Annotated in this window: 17 protein-coding genes; 8 read left to right on the top strand and 9 right to left on the bottom strand. The window is 59.3% G+C overall.

Annotation, left to right across the window (positions count from 1 at the left end; genetic code table 11):
• Position 1: 1 nt before the first annotated feature.
• The 5 genes from BN77_RS26920 to BN77_RS26900 all read left to right on the top strand — a co-directional run bounded on the left by BN77_RS26920 (position 2) and on the right by BN77_RS26900 (position 5128).
• Positions 2-823, top strand: coding sequence for an ATP-binding cassette domain-containing protein (locus tag BN77_RS26920; protein WP_007538154.1), 822 nt, complete (start codon positions 2-4; stop codon positions 821-823).
• The gene (locus BN77_RS26915; RefSeq protein WP_007538151.1) at positions 820-2079 is read left to right on the top strand and encodes a sugar ABC transporter permease; all 1260 of its coding nucleotides are present in this window, start codon (positions 820-822) and stop codon (positions 2077-2079) included. The genes BN77_RS26920 and BN77_RS26915 overlap by 4 nt, the downstream gene beginning before the upstream one ends.
• Before the next feature lie 28 nt (positions 2080-2107).
• A complete protein-coding gene (locus BN77_RS26910) occupies positions 2108-2836 on the top strand; it encodes an SDR family oxidoreductase (RefSeq protein WP_007538149.1) in 729 nt (242 codons plus the stop codon).
• A 2-nt stretch (positions 2837-2838) separates the two neighbouring features.
• Complete coding sequence (locus tag BN77_RS26905) at positions 2839-4455, top strand: FGGY-family carbohydrate kinase (protein ID WP_007538148.1); 1617 nt, start codon at positions 2839-2841, stop codon at positions 4453-4455.
• Between the two features lie 184 nt (positions 4456-4639).
• A complete protein-coding gene (locus BN77_RS26900; protein ID WP_007538146.1) occupies positions 4640-5128 on the top strand; it encodes an RrF2 family transcriptional regulator in 489 nt (162 codons plus the stop codon).
• A 108-nt stretch (positions 5129-5236) separates the two neighbouring features.
• Here BN77_RS26900 and BN77_RS35125 read toward each other — a convergent pair whose 3' ends face one another.
• The 4 genes from BN77_RS35125 to BN77_RS26880 all read right to left on the bottom strand — a co-directional run bounded on the left by BN77_RS35125 (position 5237) and on the right by BN77_RS26880 (position 7400).
• Positions 5237-5437: a mechanosensitive ion channel family protein gene (locus BN77_RS35125; RefSeq protein ID WP_007538144.1), complete on the bottom strand. Its 201-nt coding sequence runs from the start codon at positions 5435-5437 to the stop codon at positions 5237-5239.
• Between the two features lie 192 nt (positions 5438-5629).
• Positions 5630-6049, bottom strand: a complete 420-nt coding sequence (locus BN77_RS26890; protein ID WP_007538142.1) for a cupin domain-containing protein — start codon at positions 6047-6049, stop codon at positions 5630-5632.
• Between the two features lie 58 nt (positions 6050-6107).
• Complete coding sequence (locus BN77_RS26885) at positions 6108-6860, bottom strand: SDR family oxidoreductase (protein WP_007538141.1); 753 nt, start codon at positions 6858-6860, stop codon at positions 6108-6110.
• A gap of 60 nt (positions 6861-6920) precedes the next feature.
• Positions 6921-7400, bottom strand: a complete 480-nt coding sequence (locus tag BN77_RS26880) for a carboxymuconolactone decarboxylase family protein (RefSeq protein WP_007538138.1) — start codon at positions 7398-7400, stop codon at positions 6921-6923.
• 128 nt (positions 7401-7528) lie between these two features.
• Here BN77_RS26880 and BN77_RS26875 point away from each other — a divergent pair, with 128 nt between their 5' ends.
• Positions 7529-8440: a LysR family transcriptional regulator gene (locus tag BN77_RS26875; protein WP_007538136.1), complete on the top strand. Its 912-nt coding sequence runs from the start codon at positions 7529-7531 to the stop codon at positions 8438-8440.
• 126 nt (positions 8441-8566) lie between these two features.
• Here the strand turns inward: BN77_RS26875 and BN77_RS26870 are convergent, their stop codons facing one another.
• Together BN77_RS26870 and BN77_RS26865 are read right to left on the bottom strand one after the other, a co-directional pair.
• Positions 8567-9730, bottom strand: a complete 1164-nt coding sequence (locus BN77_RS26870; protein WP_007538134.1) for an ABC transporter ATP-binding protein — start codon at positions 9728-9730, stop codon at positions 8567-8569.
• Between the two features lie 314 nt (positions 9731-10044).
• Positions 10045-11247, bottom strand: coding sequence for an ROK family transcriptional regulator (locus BN77_RS26865; protein WP_007538132.1), 1203 nt, complete (start codon positions 11245-11247; stop codon positions 10045-10047).
• A gap of 156 nt (positions 11248-11403) precedes the next feature.
• Here BN77_RS26865 and BN77_RS26860 point away from each other — a divergent pair, with 156 nt between their 5' ends.
• Positions 11404-12405, top strand: a complete 1002-nt coding sequence (locus tag BN77_RS26860) for an ROK family protein (RefSeq protein WP_007538130.1) — start codon at positions 11404-11406, stop codon at positions 12403-12405.
• On the top strand, positions 12402-14144 hold the full coding sequence (locus BN77_RS26855; protein ID WP_007538128.1) for a GH116 family glycosyl hydrolase: 1743 nt from the start codon (positions 12402-12404) through the stop codon (positions 14142-14144). Before BN77_RS26860 ends, BN77_RS26855 begins: the two co-directional genes overlap by 4 nt.
• Before the next feature lie 125 nt (positions 14145-14269).
• On the opposite strand, the gene BN77_RS26850 is transcribed toward BN77_RS26855, so the two are convergent.
• The 3 genes from BN77_RS26850 to BN77_RS26840 are packed head-to-tail and all read right to left on the bottom strand — an operon-like array spanning position 14270 to position 17276.
• A complete protein-coding gene (locus BN77_RS26850; protein ID WP_007538126.1) occupies positions 14270-15088 on the bottom strand; it encodes a carbohydrate ABC transporter permease in 819 nt (272 codons plus the stop codon).
• On the bottom strand, positions 15085-16038 hold the full coding sequence (locus tag BN77_RS26845) for a carbohydrate ABC transporter permease (protein WP_007538124.1): 954 nt from the start codon (positions 16036-16038) through the stop codon (positions 15085-15087). The genes BN77_RS26850 and BN77_RS26845 overlap by 4 nt, the downstream gene beginning before the upstream one ends.
• Positions 16035-17276 (bottom strand): ABC transporter substrate-binding protein, encoded by a 1242-nt coding sequence (locus BN77_RS26840; RefSeq protein WP_007538122.1) that lies wholly within the window; start codon positions 17274-17276, stop codon positions 16035-16037. Before BN77_RS26840 ends, BN77_RS26845 begins: the two co-directional genes overlap by 4 nt.
• Between the last annotated feature and the right edge of the window lie 37 nt (positions 17277-17313).

The following is a 17313-nucleotide window of genomic DNA, read 5'->3' as shown; positions in this document are numbered from 1 at the left end:
GATGACGAACCCTCAACACGACGCGCCCCCGACCGGCGAGCTGGTGCTCAGCCTGCGTGGCGTCTCCAAGAATTTTGGCGCGGTGTCGGCACTGACGGATATCGATCTCGACGTGCATGCGGGTGAGGTCGTGGCTCTCGTCGGCGACAATGGCGCGGGAAAGTCGACGCTCGTCAAAATTCTTGCCGGCGTGCACCAGCCGACATCGGGCACGATCACCTTTGCGGGAAAGCCGGTGACGCTTTCCGACCCCAGTACCGCGCTCGATCTAGGCATTGCGACGGTGTTTCAGGATCTCGCCCTTTGCGAAAATCTCGATGTTGTCGCCAACATCTTCCTGGGCCGGGAGACCAACCCGCTGCAGCTCGACGAAGTGTCGATGGAGGTGCGTTCCTGGAAGCTACTGAATGAACTCTCCGCTCGCATCCCGAGCGTTCGCATTCCCATTGCCTCGCTTTCGGGCGGTCAGCGCCAGACGGTCGCGATCGCCAGATCGCTGCTCCTGGAGCCGAAGCTCATCATGCTCGATGAGCCGACGGCCGCACTTGGCGTGGCACAGACGGCAGAGGTCCTGAACCTCATCGAGCGGGTTCGCGACCGTGGCCTCGGCGTCATCATGATCAGTCACAATATGGAAGACGTTCGGGCCGTGGCGGACCGCATCGTGGTCCTGCGCCTCGGCCGCAACAATGGAATATTCTATCCCGACGCAACCAACCAGGAACTCGTCAGCGCCATCACCGGAGCTGCCGACAATTCCGTCTCCCGCAGGGCAAGCCGACGCCAGCTGCCGCGGGAGATCAGTGATGGAGATTCGCCATGAGCAGCAACGCCAATCAGAACGCGCCTTCCGCGCCGTTGCTGGATAGAAGCGACGTTCGCGTCAAGCATGAAACCGGCGTCAGCGGCGCCGTCCGGGCTTTCGCCGATCGCGTGCGATCGGGCGATCTCGGATCGTTGCCTGTTGTCGTCGGGCTAATTCTCATCTGGACGGTGTTTGCCTCGCTCAATCCGATCTTCCTTTCGGCCAACAATCTCGTCAACCTGCTCTTCGATGCATCAACGGTTGGCGTCATTTCGCTCGGCATCGTCTGCATTCTGATGGTCGGCGAGATCGACCTTTCCGTCGGCTCGATAAGTGGCTTCGCTTCGGCACTCGTTGGTATGCTGTGGGTCAACGAAGGCTGGCCGGTTGCTCTGGCGATCCTTGCAGCTCTCGTCGCGGGCGGTGTCATTGGCGCTCTGTATGCGTTGCTGTTCAATCGCCTGGGCATGCCGAGCTTCGTTTCGACGTTGGCCGGGTTGCTCGCTGTTCTTGGCATGCAACTCTACCTTCTCGGCGCGACGGGTTCGATCAACCTGCCCTATGGTTCGGCGGTCGTGAACTTCGGACAGTTGCTCGTCATGCCCGATGCGGTTTCCTATGTGCTCGCCGCCATCCCTGGGATCGTGTTGTTCGTGACCGGGTACCGGACCGTCGTTCGCCGACGTGAGGCGAGCCTGTCCTCGCGGTCGCTCGGCAGCCTCGTCTTGCGCGCAATACTCATCACCGTGGTCCTGGAGCTTATCGTCTTCTATCTTAACCAGGACCGCGGCATTCCATGGATGTTCGGCCTGTTCGTGGGATTGGTCGTCGCCATGAGCTACGCGCTGACCCGCACCAAGTGGGGACGTTCAATGACTGCGGTCGGCGGCAATCGCGAGGCTGCGCGTCGCGCCGGCATCAATGTCCGCCTAATCTATACGAGCGCCTTCATGCTCTGCTCGATGCTGGCTGCCCTGGGTGGCGTGCTATCTGCTGCTCGTCTTGCATCGGCAAGCCAGCAGGCGGGGACGGGCGACGTCAACCTCAATGCCATCGCCGCCGCCGTTATCGGCGGAACCAGCCTCTTTGGCGGTCGCGGCAGTGCCTATTCGGCCCTGCTCGGCATCATCGTCATCCAGTCAATCGCTAACGGCTTGACGCTGCTCGATCTGTCATCGTCGCTTCGCTACATGATTACAGGCGCCGTTCTTGCCATTGCCGTCATCGTCGACTCGCTCGCACGCCGTTCGAGGGTGTCGCACGGACGCGCCTAGACCCAAGATAAAAAGGTAAGGAATGCTAATGAGACAGGAACTTTCGGGCAAGGTCGCAGCGGTCACCGGCGCGGCCTCGGGGATCGGCCTTGAATGCGCGAAAGCGCTGCTCAACGAGGGCGTCAGGGTCGCCCTGATCGACCGGGCAGAGGATTCCCTGAGGCAGATCTGCTCAGAACTTGGACCACAGGCATTTCCGCTGGTCATCGATCTTACAAGCCCGGACAGCGTCGCAACGATGATGCCGCAGATTCTGGAAAAGTCTGGCAAACTCGACATCTTCCACGCCAATGCCGGCGCTTATATAGGCGGCGACGTAGTGGAGGGGGATCCTGATGCCTGGGATCGCATGCTCAATTTGAACGTCAATGCCGCCTTCCGCTCAGTACAGGCTGTCTTGCCGCATATGGTTGAACGGCAGACCGGCGACATCATCATGACGAGCTCCATCGCAGGCTTGGTCCCCGTAGTATGGGAGCCGATCTATACTGCATCCAAGTTTGCCGTGCAGGCGTTTGTTCACACGGTGCGGCGACAGGTGATGAAGCATGGCATCCGCGTCGGCGCGGTGGCGCCGGGCCCCGTTGTCACTGCCCTGATCAGCGATTGGCCGAAAGCGAAGCTCGAAGAAACCATTGCGGCAGGCGGCCTGATGGAAGCGAGCGAAGTAGCTGACGCTGTCATGTTCATGCTGACGCGGCCGCGCAACGTGACGATCCGCGACCTCGTCATTCTGCCTCACAGCACGGATCTCTAGACATGGCACGCCACTTTCTGGGGATAGATGTCGGCACCGGCAGCGCGCGCACGGGAGTATTCAACGAGAGCGGCGATCTGCTGTCGTCGGCAAAGCAGCCGATTGCCATCTGGCACGGGGCTGGCGGCGTGGTCGAGCAGTCCAGCGAGGATATCTGGTGGGCGGTGTCCGGCACGGTTCGTCAGGCCGTCGCGGATGCGGGCATCGACCCGGCCTCCATCGCCGGCATCGGCTTCGACGCCACTTGTTCGCTGGTTGCTCTCGGCAGGGATGGAGTCCCGATCAGCGTCAGCCGTTCCGGCGATGCCAATAGAAACATCATCGTCTGGATGGACCACCGGGCGATCGCCGAAGCCGACGAAATCAACGCCGGCGGCCATGCGGTGCTGCGTTATGTTGGTGGCCGCATGTCGCCCGAGATGGAAACACCGAAGCTCCTGTGGCTGAAGAGGCACCTCCCGGAGCAATACCGGGCGGCGACCCACTTTTTCGACCTTTCCGACTATCTGACATGGCGTGCCACGGGAAGCCTGGCGCGATCTGTCTGCACGGTGACCTGCAAATGGACCTACCTCGCCCACGAGGGACGCTGGGACGCCGACTATTTTCGCGCGATTGGCCTTGAGGACCTGGCCGCCGATGACTTCAGTCGGATCGGGACGGATATTGTCGCGCCGGGAGCCGCACTCGGTACCGGGCTTTCCGTCCAGGCGGCCGCCGACCTCGGCCTGCCGGTCGGCACGCCCGTCGGTGCCGCGCTCATCGATGCACATGCCGGAGGCATTGGGACATTGGGCGCGGTTGAGGGTGGAACGGAGCGACGTGCCGACATCGGCCGCCGTCTGGCCTATATTTTTGGTACGTCGGCTTGCTCGATGGCGACAACAGAAGAACCGACCTTCGTCGACGGGGTCTGGGGCCCGTATTTTTCAGCGATGGTTCCGGGTCTCTGGCTGAACGAGGGCGGACAGTCTGCGGCAGGTGCCGCAATCGACTATCTGGTGCGCATGCACCCGGCCTCCGGCGTAATCGAGGAGCGTGCCAAGGCCGAGGGGCTGTCGCTCGTCGGCTATCTGGAGCGAGCAGCCGCTCGCGCGGGGGACGGCGTCGCCGGCCTCGCCGACGGTGTTATCGTGGTGCCGGAATTTCTCGGCAACCGGGCGCCGTTTGCCGACCCTGATGCGCGTGCCCTGATTGCCGGATTGACGCTCGACGAAAGCGAGGATTCGCTTGTCGCACTTTACGTGGCGGGCCTTGCAGGTCTCGGCTGCGGGCTGCGGCAACTGCTTGACGCATTGGCCGATAAGGCGATCGATATTGACTTGATCATGGCCAGTGGTGGAGCGGCAAACAGTCCGCTCGTCCTGCAAATGATTGCAGACTCCACGGCGACGGAGGTGGCGAGCGTGACAAGCCCTGAGCCGGTGCTGCTTGGCGCTGCAATACTCGGGGCTATTGCCGGCGGCTACTACCCCGATCTTTCCAGCGCGATGGCTGTCATGTCGCGCATTGCAAAGGTCTATCGACCCTCGGTGGCTCTGCGCGAGAAACATGACCGGCGATATGCGGCATTTAAGCTGCTGCAGGAAACGGGTCGTAGATTGCGAGAGATGATCTAATGAGGCTGGTACCGTTTTGCATCTCTGCTGAAACTGTGCCAAGCTTTACTGCTGGTCACCGGTGGAATTGCCGGCGACTTGCCTGAGGCTCATTGCTTCCTTACCCGTCCGTTTACATTCTCGGGAAATAGGGATACTTTCTATCCTTAATAGATGCCATTCGGCATTGACCCGGACTGAATTGATGATCCTCAAAAGCCAAGTCGAATGGGCGCTCCATTGTTGTGCCATACTGGCCGGTCTGCCCGCAGGCCGTTATCTTTCCACCAAGGCGCTTGCCGAGTTCCATGGACTTCCCAAGGAGTATCTTTCAAAGGCGTTGCAAAGCCTTTCACAGGCGGGTCTCGTCGATACCACTCTCGGCCCGTCGGGGGGCTATCGCTTGGCAAAGGCGCCGTCAGAGCTGACGTTTCTTAATATCATAGAGGCGGTTGAAGGCAACGCGCGGACCTTTGTCTGCAACAATATCAGGGCCAACAATCCCTGTCGGCCGCTTGGCTACTGTGAAAGCGGCCCATGTGCTGTGGCGCGCATCATGTGGGAAGCCGACGACGCTTGGCGCCAGAAACTGGACAGCGTCAGACTTTCCGATCTGATAGAGACGCTGTCTAAGGACATCCCGGCGGAACTTTGGAGGAGCAGCTTCGACTGGGTCCTGGACCGCGCCGGATGAACGCAGTTTGACATCGCTTGCCTCAGGCAATGAATAAAGAGCGCTCTGGAGCGGCGGCGCGAGGAAAAATCGCTTTCCCGGCAATGACTGTGGACGAGATCGATCACTTCAGCGCGTCCGAAACGTGAGCAGAAACGTGGAGTGCCAGTTGTTCGCGGTCACACGTCCCTCTGTACGGTCGCTGAGCATGATCCAATCACCGATCACAAAGGGTCGCCCCTGCGTAAACGTGATGCCCGAGAAGACGTCGCCGAGCGTATTTTGCAGCGCAAGGCCGAAGATGATGGCGACAGCGCCCGAGGTTGCCACCAGGTGCCGATAGGGCTTTGAAGACGAAGCCCGATGGACAATGCCAGGCCGAGGTAGACGACAGCAATGATAGGGTCCTGCAGCAACCGCCCATCCCAGCGGCCTGCGCTCCAGAACAATATGGATCCGCACGAAACCGGAGGCCCGGTGCAGCGGGCCGCGTGCCTGATCAACACCCGGCCCGCCCCTGACTTACTTCTTCAAGGGATAGGTCAGGTCCTTCTGGTCGGTGTTAACCACGAAGACCGCAAGCAGCTTTGCAGGCTTTGTCTTGCTGCCGTTTGCGCTGACACTGTGGCGGTCGCCGGGCATCTCCGAAAAACTTTCCCCGGCCTTGTAGATTTTCTCTGGCCCGCCATTCACCTGGCTGCGGATAGAGCCTTCCAGAACCGTTGCATAGATGAAGGCGGAATCTGGATGGGTGTGGCCCTCGGAAAGACCGCCTGGGCCATATTCGACGAGGACGCCCTTGATGCTCTTGCCTGGGACGTTCGGTAGCTCGTGGTCATAGACGAGCGTGACCTTGGCAGCCTTGCCGCCGGCCTCATCGGCGAGGACCGGGTTGAAATAGGCCGCCGTAAGGGCAACTGCGACAAAGATCGACTTCATCATTTGGAGATTCCTTTCGTGGGTTGAGCTGATTTGAAGAGTTATGATGCAGCAGGCTCTGTCATTTCCGGGGGGAAGTTGCGAACCATTGCTCGAAGGTAATCCGCCCCAGGCGTGGGTTGTTGTCGGAGACGAGCGAGCCGTCTTCCAGCCGAGCGCCGAAATAGTGCGCGTTTGGATCAGCTTCGACCTTGCGGGCATCGCCCATTGCCTCGAGATAGCGGGCAACAAGTTCGTTCAGCCGGAAGCGCTCTGGGCCAGCAATTTCGATCGTTCCGTTGATGGGGGCAGCAAGTGTCACGTCTGCCATCGCATCGGCGACATCATCAGAAGCGATCGGCTGCACATAGGCTGGTGATAGATGAACTATGTCGCCGACGGTGCCGGATTGCGCAATGCCGCTCAAGAACTCCATGAACTGCGTCGAATGCACGATCGTGTAGGGAATGCTAGAGGCCTTGATCAGCTTTTCCTGGGCGAGTTTGCCGCGGAAGTAGCCGGCCTCCAGCAACCGCTCGGTCCCGACGACGGAAAGCGCGATATGGTGTTTGACACCGGCGGCCTTTTCTGCCGCAAACAGATTGCGGCCAGAGGTCTCGAAGAATTCAAGCACTGCCTTGTCCTCGAAAGAGGGCGAATTGGCGAGGTCGACCACAACCTCTGCGCCGACGAGCGCTTCGGCCAGCCCCTCTCCGGTGATCGTGTTGACGCCGGTATTTGGAGAGGCGGCAACCACCTCATGGCCCTTGTTGCGCAGGCGCTCGACTGTTTTCGAGCCGATAAGGCCGGTTCCGCCGATGATGACGATTTTCATTGGACTTCTCCCTTCAGGGCGGCCATCGGCCGCTGTGCTTATGGTTCTGAGGTCGCAGGCTTAGTTGAGGCCGGCCCTATCGAGGCCATAGGCCTTATCTGCGGAACCGGGGACGGCCTTGAAGGCGATGCTCGCGCGGTTCCAGGCGTTGATCACCATGATCGAAAAGGTCAGGTCGGAAACTTCCTTCTCTGAGAGCTGGCCGCGGACGCGTTCGTAGAGTTCATCAGGGATCCCGCCTTCGGGAAGGTTCGTGACTGCTTCCGTCCAGGCAAGTGCCGCCCGTTCGCGTGGAATGAAGAGGTTCGATTCACGCCAGATCGCAACATGATAGAGGCGCAGTTCGCTCTCGCCGTGGATCTTGGCCTCCTTGACATGCATGTCGAGGCAGAAGGCGCAACCGTTGATCTGTGAAGCCCGGATGTTCACGAGGTCACGGATTTGCTGTTCGATTACGCTGTCCTTCAGCCCCATGCTCAGGTCTGAGAGCCTCTTAAAGAACTCAGGTGAGTGCTGTGCGTAGTTGAGCCGCTGTGTCATGTCTTTCTTCTCCTATTAAGGATATCAACTGTCCTTATGGACATAAGATATCCGTAATATCTGGACAGTAAAGCTCTTCCGGCCTAAACTGCCGCATAAGGCTTATGTCGAAATGTATGGGGGGACAGATGGACATCGTATCTGCGCTGAGAGCCTTTCTGCGCGTGGCAGAGACAGGCTCGTTTTCTGCAGCGGCAATCGACCTCGGTCTCACACAGCCAGCGGTATCCAGGCAGGTTTCCGCACTTGAAGGACATCTCAACACGCGCCTTTTGCATCGTAGCACAAACGCGCTTGCCCTGACCGTCGAAGGCGAACAAATGATCACGATGGCGATGCGGGTGGTTGAAGCGGTGGACGCTCTCAACGAAGCCTCCTGCTTCGAGTCAGCCATGGCGTCCGGCCGGGTGCGGCTTAGTTTGCCCGCCCCGCTTGGTCTTTATGTGAGCGACCGTCTCGCAGGGCTGCTCGAGCGCAATCCCGGGCTGTCGGTCGAGCTGGTTTTTCGCGAGGAGCCGTCGGATCTGATCGGAGAGGGAATCGATCTTGAAGTCCGGCTTGGCCCTGTGTCGGACTGTAGCCTGATGTGTCGACGGATTGGCTGGACGACCGCGTTTCTCGTCGCGGCGCCCCGTTACCTGGAAGAGCGGAGTATGCCCAAAACGCCGCAGGACATCAGCGCTCATGAATGCGTCTGTTATAGCCGTGCCGGAGACGGGCGCTCATGGTCATTTTCAGATGGATCGGACGAGGTTGCCGTGCGCATCGCACCGCGTCTGATCGCCAATAATGCCGTGGCAGTTCATCGGGCGGTATTGATGGGGAGCGGTCTTGCTGTGCTCTCACATATTCTCGTCGCCCCCGATATCGAGGCTGGCAGGCTGGTAAACGTGATGCCTGATTTCCCCCCCGCGCGCCTACCGATCAACGTCGTCTATCCATCGCGCAGGAACATGCCGTTACGTGTCAGGGCAACCCTTGATTTCCTTGTCGAGGCCGTAAGGGAAGATCCGTTGATGGCATCCTCGTTGGTCTCTTGAGTGGCGTCCCGCCTACTCGCTGGGGTACGAGGCGGTCAGGCACTTGTCCGGGGAAAGGAAAAAGCGGGCCTTTGGGCCAGGCATGCAGTCGCGAAGGACTTGGGCTCCATTCTGATCCGGTCGGGATCACCCGGACGCAAAATTTGACATGCGGCGGGAAGACGGCTCCTCGGAATTCATGTTCCGGGTTGTGCCGGTTAAGTTCTCGCCGCTTTCCGCATCGAAGAGGTGCAGACGCTGCGGCCGGACAACGAGCGCGAGGGACGAATGATCTGTAATTGCGATGTGATCTGGCAAATGAGCGATCGTCGCGGTTTCGCTTCCTTCGAGCTTGCCGTAGATATAGGTGTCCGTGCCAATACTCTCTGCGTAGTCGACGTTGAAACGGACTGTAATCCCGCTTGGCCCGCCATCCTTGGCAAGTTCAAAATGGCTCGGCCGGACGCCGAGGATAACGGCTTGTCCAGCGACCGCATTTGCGGTTTCGATTGGTAGATTGATTGGTCCGAAGCCCTGTACCTCCAACGCGACGCCACCCGGTCCGGCGGAAAGCAGCTTACCCTCGAAAAAGTTCATCTGAGGCGAGCCGATGAAGCCCGCTACGAACTTGTTGGCCGGCGCCTCGAACAGTTCGAGTGGGGTGCCGATCTGTTCGACGCGCCCTGCATTGAGAACAACGATGCGGTCGGCCATTGTCATGGCCTCAATCTGATCATGGGTCACATAGATCATCGTCGCACCCAACCGCTTGTGCAGGCGACTGATCTCGCCGCGGGTCTGCACGCGCAATGCCGCATCTAGATTGGACAACGGTTCATCGAACAAGAACAGCTTGGGGTTCCTGACGATCGCGCGACCGATTGCCACCCGCTGCCTCTGGCCGCCCGAAAGCTGCTTCGGGCGTCGGTCGAGGAGGGGCTCGATCGCCAGCATTCTTGCCGCTTCCATCACGCGCTGATCGATCTCGGCGCGGCTCATCTTGAGGTTCTCCAGGCCGAAGGAGAGATTTTTCGCAACTGTCATATGGGGGTAGAGCGCGTAGGACTGGAACACCATCGCAATCCCTCGATCGCCGGGAGGCGCCGTCGTGACATCGTCCTCGCCAATGATGATCTGACCGGAGCTTGCGTCTTCGAGGCCGGCGACAAGGCGGAGCAATGTAGACTTGCCGCATCCGGAAGGACCTACGAGCACGACGAACTCGCCCTCGCGTACATCGAGATCGATGCCATGAAGGATTGTATGATGGCCGAAGCTCTTCCTGATGTCGTTCAACTTGAGACCGGCCATGAACCTATTCCTTCGACGCAGACATCTTGAGGCAACCAGAGGCACGTTGATCTGTCGGATGCCACTCTTTTAGCAGCCGCAGTTTGCGTGGAAGCAATTAGTTCGTCAAGATGACGAACGTAATTTTCTCCAGCGTCGACCAGAGGCTTTCGCGCGGGCGCATGCAGGAACATCGCACATTGACCCTGCCTGGCAGGCTCGTACCTATTGTTGATGCAACGGATTCCACAGCATTTACGTCAGGTGCTTTAGGCGCCGCCTCGATCCCTCCCCTCGCCGCTGGAAATCGCCGAAACCGTCCTTCGCATGCCAAGTCAGAGCGGCAGCGGAGGAAGGCGCCGTTGCTCCGGCAAGGTCTGCGGAGAAAAAAGCAGATTGTGAACATGATTAAGGCCGATGGCCAATGCACCGAGCAGCGTCGCTCGGCCCCCAAGAACACTGGCCTTTACATCGATTGCGCGACGGCTTGCCTTTCCAATTCCTTGCCGAACACGCTCGACGATCAGCGGATGGCGACCGATGCTGCCGCCCAGAACGACGGTCTTCGGATCAACGATCGCATTGACGGAAACAACGAGGAGTGCCGCGATGTCGGATACCTTGCCGACAACCTCGATTGCGAGCGGGTCATTCTTTTCAGCAAGGGACAGAATGTCACGTACGGAGGTATTCGTCGGACCGCCAGAATGAGCATAGAGGTCACTGATCCCTTGAGCCGCGATCGCGCATTCGAGAGCGCCGCGTTCAAGGCTGTCCTCGGCGTAGGGGTCCGCGCCGAACGGCATGTATGAAATTTCGCCGGCGGCTCCGCTTGCGCCGCGCATCAGCTTACCGTCCTGAAGCACACCCAGTCCGATACCTGTCCCAAGGGATATGAACGCCACGGTATCGATTGCGATCGCACATCCCAGCCAGGATTCGCCAATGACGGCCGCGTTGACATCGTTTTCCAGTACAACGGGGTAGCCAAGCCTTTCACTCAGCGTCCTGCCGATATCGATGCCTGCGATGTCAACCAGATTCGGCGCCATTGAGAGCGCCCCGGTGGCTGGATCGACGACACCCGGCGTCGCTATTGCGGTCGCAAGCACAAGCTCCCGGGCAATGCCCAGATCGGCGAGCATCTTCGCAAGCATGGCTTCGGTCTGATCGATCAGATGATAGCCGCCGCGGCGGTCGGAAGGATAGTCTATTTCGCCGACAACGCTTCCGACAATATTGCCAAGGACGATGCGTGTTGTCGTCGCGCCCATGTCGATTCCGACGGCATAGCCGGCGTCGCCATTGACTTCATAGGTTATCGCAGTGCGGCCGATACGCCCGCTGGTTACGCCCTTTTCTCGTACCCAGCCACCCTCCTCCAATGTCCGGATAACCTCCGACATCGTCTGCTTGGAAAGGCCGGTGATCTTGGAAAGCTCTGCGCGCGACGTGGGACCAGCGTGAAGCAGGACGTCCATGACGGCACGGACGGAGATTTGCCGCAATACGGGAGGCGCGTTGTCGGTTAATGCCATGTTTGAGCCATCCCGCCGGATCTGTCTTCGTCGTTGCAGTGAATGGTTTGCTTCTTCCATGAAAGTCCGCCGATTTCAAACTGCTTGTTGACAGTTCACGGACGCAGCAATAATAAATTCGTCAACCTGCCGAACAAATACCGCAAAGGACTGCGTTTGTCAAACATTTCAACCATTGCGTCAGGCTTGCGACAGGCAAATCGCAACCACCGGGCCGACGGGGCAAACGCGGTTCCTGGCGTCGTTGTCGGCGTTGACCTCGGCGGCACCAAGGTCCTTGCCGGTCTTGCCGACCTCCAGGGGAGAATCCTGGCAACAGCCGAAGAGCCAACTGAACACGGTGCCGAAGCTCCGGTACTCAAACAAATCCCGCGCATGGTTTTGTCTCTGCTGGAGCGACATCGCGATCGAGGTCCATTGCGCAAGGTCGTTGTTGGCGTGCCAAGCGCGGTTTCGCCGTTGACCGGGCTTGCGTCGCTTTCTCCGCATCTGGCTGTTCCGGCCGATCGGCCACTCGCGTCGCTTCTCGCACAGAGCCTGCCCTGCCCTGTCGTGGTCGAAAACGACGTGAACCTCGCTGCCTTTGCTGAGGCCACTCTTGGCAAGGGACGCGATCGAGATTCTCTGGCATTCATTGCCTTCGGAACCGGTGTTGGCATGGGGTTGGTTGTGGGAGGGACGCTTTTTCGCGGTCATCACGGGCGGGCCGGCGAGCTTGGTTTGCTACCGCTAGGGGCAGATCCGCATCAGACTGCACGAAAGGTCCGCGCCGGTCTCTTTGAGGACCAGGTCGATTCACCTGCGGTACGGAGCCTGTATGGCGATGGTACCGTCCCGGTCAGCGAGATCTTTGCACGTGCAGCGAGGGGAGATGGCGAGGCCGCCGATGTCATCGACACGCTCGCAAAGTCAGCCTCGGTTGGCATAGCCTCGGTCCAAGTTCTTTTCGATCCTGCCCTCATCGTGCTGGGCGGCGGTATTGGTTCGCGCCGGGAGTTTGTCGAGGCTGTCGCACGGCATATGGACGCACTGCTGCCATTCGCAGCGCAGATAGAGGCCACCGGCATTGGCCCGCAAGCCGGTATGCTAGGGGCACTGATGCTGAGCCTCAGCGATTTGGCGATTATCGAGAGTACTGCACAGGAGGTCGCCCGATGACGGGGCCACAAGCAAGACCACAGGTCCTGATACCACTCGGCGACGGGCAACTTCGTTCCATGAAGCCCGTTCTCGTACCTTTCATGGCTCCGCGCCTGCAGGGGGATTGCCGGCCTGATGGCAAGATCGAGCTCTCTCTTTGGGGCTCAGGCAAACTGGCAAATCTCACCTTCACTGGCTGGAGTGCCCCGTTCACCTTTGGGCCGAACCGTGTGGAAGCGGTTGATGGAGGGCTTTATGTGGCGCAATCGGCACCCGCACTTTTCCTCAAAGGGGCAAGACTGCGAACGCTCACCCCTGCCCGGCGTTGTGCGTGGTGGGGTAGTGCTGCAAAGCGCCAATCGATCGAGCGGCAGGGGGAGCGACGGATTGCCCGCACCGGGTGGGGCGTCGTGATCGCCGAGCAGCGATCAGACGGCATCTTCGTGACCTGTGGGGCGACGATGAACGAAGCGCAGGCGGCTTTTGACCTGGACGAGGCACGGGTGATCGCGGAGGCGAATGGCTATGTGGCGCGCTGCGACGCGATGCCAGAAGCTGCGCCGCTGATGCGCGGTATGATCTCGCAGAGCCTGCATGCGGCGCTTTCCAGTATAAGGCAGGATGAGCATGGCGCTTTTGCAGGTCTTGCGGCAGGTCAGGCCTATAGCGCGCCTGCACGAACCTACTATCGTGACGGCTATTGGACGCTCCAGGCACTGCTTGACCGTGAGCCACACATCGTGCGGTCGCAGATCGATCTTCTCGCGCGTGGTATCCAGCCGAACGGCGAGGCGCCGAGCGGCGTCATCCTGACAGGTCCGGCGCAGGCCGAGGAATGGGAAAAGGTGAGGCAGTCGCATCCGCGGATCAAGGAGGAGCACCTTCGGCCCGGGGACTGGTGGAGCGACCACTTCGACAGTCCGCTCTTCTTTATCCTGACGATTGGCGACTATATCCGTGCAACCGGCGACAGCTCCCCTCTTTCTCTGCATTGGGATAAGGTGGTGACGATATTCAACCGCTATTGCGGGTACGACGAGGCCGGAAACGGGTTGCCGGTGAAGCCACGCCACGATCGTGATTGGGCCGACAACGTCTACCGCCATGGTTACGTTGCTTATGACCTCGGCCTGTGGGTTGGTGCCCTCGATGTTATCGCGCAGCATGGCGGCTTGCTCGACCAGTCGGTCGCGTCCAAGGCGGCTGCAGTCGCGCAAAAGGCGCGGGCTTCGCTGGATGAGGTGCTCCTGCAGCCAAGCGGTACCTACGCGGACTACGGAACAAAGAATGACTTCGTTGAGGACCACGTAACGTTGGACAGCCTTACGTTGCTTCGCTTCAAGGCGGTTTCGCCGGAGAGAGCAAAAATCGTGCTCGCCAGAGTGCAGGAGCTATTGGAAAGCCGCAACAACGGTGAGCAACCCTACGGCGATTGGGGCGTGCTTTGCGCCTTCCCGCCATTCAAGCGTCCCAAGGACACGCGCGAGAAATCCTATTTCGCCTACCGCTACCACAATGGTTCGGACTGGCCCTACCTTTCGGGGCTCTATGCGGAGCAGCGCCTTGCCTACGGGCTGGACGGCGCGGACTATCCGCTTTTGCGCTGGTGGAAGACCTGCCTGGAGGAAGGCTGGATGGGGGCGGTTGAATATTTCTCGCCACCATGGGGGCGCGGTTCGCTGCTCCAGGGCTGGAGCAGCATGCCGGCAGCGGCAGCCCTTGCCTACAGGGACAAGCTAGCGGCAAGCGTCGGCTGACACTACCGAGCCACCGCTTGCGGGCTTCGCTTTTCCGCATGCATTCAGAACTCCAAGACACGAGCCGCCCTCAAGAGGCAACGCCCTCAAGAGGCGGCTCTTTTGGTGTTTTGCAGGGTGTTGCGCTATTCCTTTGTCGCGCCCGCCATCAAACCGCTCATCAGCATGCGCTGTAGCGCGGTAAACATCACAAGAACCGGCAGCACCGAAAGCACCGACATGGACAGTAGCCTGGGCCAATTTATGCCGAAACGCCCGACAGTATTTGCGAGCGCAACCTGAACGGTCCATTTGTCCTGATCACTGATAATCAGAAATGGCCAGAGATAATCATTCCAGCGCCACACGAGATTGAAGGCGAGCAGCGTGCCGATCGCCGGTATGGCAAGCGGCACGATGATTCGCCATAGGATACGCCACTCAGGCGTGCCATCGAGGCGGGCCGCCTCGAGGAGGCTGTCGGGAATATTGGTAATGTACTGGCGCATCAGGAAGACGCCGGTCGGCGTCGCTGCCGGCGCGATGATGATGCCTGCGAGCGTATCGAGAAGGTTGAGATCCCGAAGCACCAGGAAGACGGGGATCATGATGATCTGCAATGGCACCATCAATGATGACATGATGAGGAGGAAGAAAAGCGTATCTCCTCGGAACCGGAACTTCGCCAGGGCATATCCGGCCATAACGCTGATGGTTACGGAAAGTAAAGCCGAGAGGACGGATACCACGGCAGAATTACGGAAGAAAATCAGGAATTTCGCGCGCGACACCGTATCAATGAAGTTCTGCAGCGTTAGTTGCGCCGGAAAAATGGTTGGCGGCCACTGGAAGATCTCCTGCTGAGACTTCAGCGACGACAGAAACAGCCAGACCGGTGGCATCAGGAAGACGAATAGGGTGAACGCCACGAAGATCAGACGCCAAGGGGAGTAAATCCGTGTCATTTGTCACCTCTCGATACGCGCAACTGAAACACGGTGAGAAGCATCAGAATGATGAACAGCACAGCTGATTGGGCTGCGGCGACACCCGCCTGCATCGGTTTCTGGAAAGCCGTGTCGTAAATCGTTTGGATCAGATAGACCGTCGCCTTGCCTGGGCCACCTCCGGTCAGCGACACAACCAGTTCGTAGACTTTGAATGCCTCGATCGATGACAGCACCAAAACGACCGCCATCGTAGGCTTGAGCAGTGGCAGCGTGATATGGGTGAACTGGCGCCATTTGCTGGTGCCGTCGATTGAGGCGGCCTCGTAATAGTCGGCGGAAATTGCTGTGAGGCCGGCGATGAAGATCATCATGTTGAAACCGGCCTGTGCCCAGACCCAGGCGATCACCATGGCGATCTGTGCCATCGTGTCCTGTTCCAGCCATGGAACCGGGGCAATTCCGACCAGCGAAAGCAGGTAGTTGACGAGGCCGTTGTTGAGGCCAAAGAGCCACCGCCAAGCGACGCCGATGATCAGGAGGCTGATCATGGAGGGGAAGAAGACAATCGTACGCACGAGCGCAAAGAGTTTGGTTTGCGGTGAGAGGAGAAGCGCCAGCGCCAACGAAACGACGATGTTGAGCGGAACGGCGATAACGACAAAAAGGATGGTCTTGAGCAGGGAATTCTGGAAATCGGTATTGCTCAAGAGCCCGATGAAATTCTCAAGTCCGACATATTGCGGCAGGGTACTCGGCACCTGTGGGACGACCACAACGCCCCGCTTGAAAAAGGCCATCAGAAGACCCTGGACGAGCGGATAGAGCGTAAAGGTGACGAGGAGCGCCACCGTCGGCAACATGAGGAGGTATGGCCAGCCGAGGCTCGCCAAGCTCTTTTTGTTGCCTTTCGGCACCGGGTGAGGACCCAGTGCCGAACTCCCCTTTTCTATAACTACGGCCGTCACTTGCTAGCCTCAAGCGAGGCGTCAGCCGCCTTCTTGATCTGTGAAATGGCTTCGGCGGAGGAGATCTGGCCGGCAACGGCTTGGGTGACAGCCGTCTTTACGGTGCCCCAGACAGCTTGCATCTGCGGCCAGGCTTGGTCGGTCGCCGCGTAAACAGGGCTCGCGTTCAGTTCGTTCTGCATGGCTTTGATCGCATTGGTCGCCGCCGGATTGTCATACTTGACAGGCGGGGCCTTCAGATTTGCCGGGATGATGCCAAAGGTTTTGGCGTATTGAGCCTGAATCTCTGGCGAGGTAATCCACTTGATGAACTCCACGGCCTCCGGAAGATGCTGGCTGGTATTGAATGCCACGATGTAGTCACCGCCGTAGATCGATGAAGCGACCGTGCCGCGCGGTGTCGGGCCGGCCTGCCAAGCGAAATGGGCGTTATCGGCCAATCCGGCAATTTGCCAGCTTCCAGACATATAGGCCACAGCCTGACCGGCGGTGAAGATTTCCTTCGGGTTGTCCGAGCTCGCTCCGGTCCAGAGGCCGGGCGGCATGGCCGCCTTGGTGATGTCAATGAACTTGTCGAGCGTGCTCGTCCAAGCCGCCTCGTCCATGACGACCTTCACAGGTTCCTTCTCTGTGTAGATGTGGTTGCCATACTGGTACTCGTGGACGATCCAGCGGCTGGCCGAAACGTCCCAGACCAACGGATAGCGCGTGCCGGACTTTTCGGCGACTTCCTTGATCTTCGGAATGAACTCATCCCAGGTCCAGCCGGTCGCCTGATCCGGGATCGCGACACCGGCCTTCTTGAATGCGTCGACATTAAGAAAGACGCCAGTCGACGTTACTCGAAGCGGTGCGGCGATGACCTTGCCGTCGAGCTTGGCACCATCGCCCCAGCCCTTGACGAAGTCATTGATCCATTCAGGCCCGATCTCCTTACTGAGATCGACGAGGAAGGGACGGATGACCGGCTCCATGGAAGAGGTCAGCGACAAGTCAGGCATGATGCCGGATGCTGCGTACTGCTGGAATTTCTGGATCATCCCATCGTAAGGGGTGATTTCTAGATTGAACGTCGTGTCGGGGTGCAGCTTCGTATACTGCTCAAGCAGGGCGCGTGTGTTCGCCTCTTCTTGGTCGTTGTCGACGTACCAGACGATCTTCAACTCGGATGCTGCCGCAAACGAAATCGTCATCGCCATGGCGGTTGCAGCCATTACTAATGTCTTGAGCGGTTTCATAGGGTTCCCCTTTTGGCTCCTCATTTCCGAACTCTAT

Source organism: Rhizobium mesoamericanum STM3625 (assembly GCF_000312665.1).
Taxonomy (GTDB): domain Bacteria; phylum Pseudomonadota; class Alphaproteobacteria; order Rhizobiales; family Rhizobiaceae; genus Rhizobium; species Rhizobium mesoamericanum.
The sequence above is the reverse complement of the archived record's forward strand: the minus strand, read 5'-3'. Positions and strand labels throughout refer to the sequence as shown.

Excerpts from the sequence above, each read along its gene's own strand:
- BN77_RS26920 (WP_007538154.1), top strand. The coding sequence starts at position 2 with ATGACGAACCCTCAACACGACGCGCCCCCGACCGGCGAGCTGGTGCTC.
- BN77_RS26915 (WP_007538151.1), top strand. The coding sequence starts at position 820 with ATGAGCAGCAACGCCAATCAGAACGCGCCTTCCGCGCCGTTGCTGGAT.
- BN77_RS26910 (WP_007538149.1), top strand. The coding sequence starts at position 2,108 with ATGAGACAGGAACTTTCGGGCAAGGTCGCAGCGGTCACCGGCGCGGCC.
- BN77_RS26905 (WP_007538148.1), top strand. The coding sequence starts at position 2,839 with ATGGCACGCCACTTTCTGGGGATAGATGTCGGCACCGGCAGCGCGCGC.
- BN77_RS26900 (WP_007538146.1), top strand. The coding sequence starts at position 4,640 with ATGATCCTCAAAAGCCAAGTCGAATGGGCGCTCCATTGTTGTGCCATA.
- BN77_RS26890 (WP_007538142.1), bottom strand. The coding sequence starts at position 6,049 with ATGATGAAGTCGATCTTTGTCGCAGTTGCCCTTACGGCGGCCTATTTC.
- BN77_RS26885 (WP_007538141.1), bottom strand. The coding sequence starts at position 6,860 with ATGAAAATCGTCATCATCGGCGGAACCGGCCTTATCGGCTCGAAAACA.
- BN77_RS26880 (WP_007538138.1), bottom strand. The coding sequence starts at position 7,400 with ATGACACAGCGGCTCAACTACGCACAGCACTCACCTGAGTTCTTTAAG.
- BN77_RS26875 (WP_007538136.1), top strand. The coding sequence starts at position 7,529 with ATGGACATCGTATCTGCGCTGAGAGCCTTTCTGCGCGTGGCAGAGACA.
- BN77_RS26870 (WP_007538134.1), bottom strand. The coding sequence starts at position 9,730 with ATGGCCGGTCTCAAGTTGAACGACATCAGGAAGAGCTTCGGCCATCAT.
- BN77_RS26865 (WP_007538132.1), bottom strand. The coding sequence starts at position 11,247 with ATGGCATTAACCGACAACGCGCCTCCCGTATTGCGGCAAATCTCCGTC.
- BN77_RS26855 (WP_007538128.1), top strand. The coding sequence starts at position 12,402 with ATGACGGGGCCACAAGCAAGACCACAGGTCCTGATACCACTCGGCGAC.
- BN77_RS26850 (WP_007538126.1), bottom strand. The coding sequence starts at position 15,088 with ATGACACGGATTTACTCCCCTTGGCGTCTGATCTTCGTGGCGTTCACC.
- BN77_RS26840 (WP_007538122.1), bottom strand. The coding sequence starts at position 17,276 with ATGAAACCGCTCAAGACATTAGTAATGGCTGCAACCGCCATGGCGATG.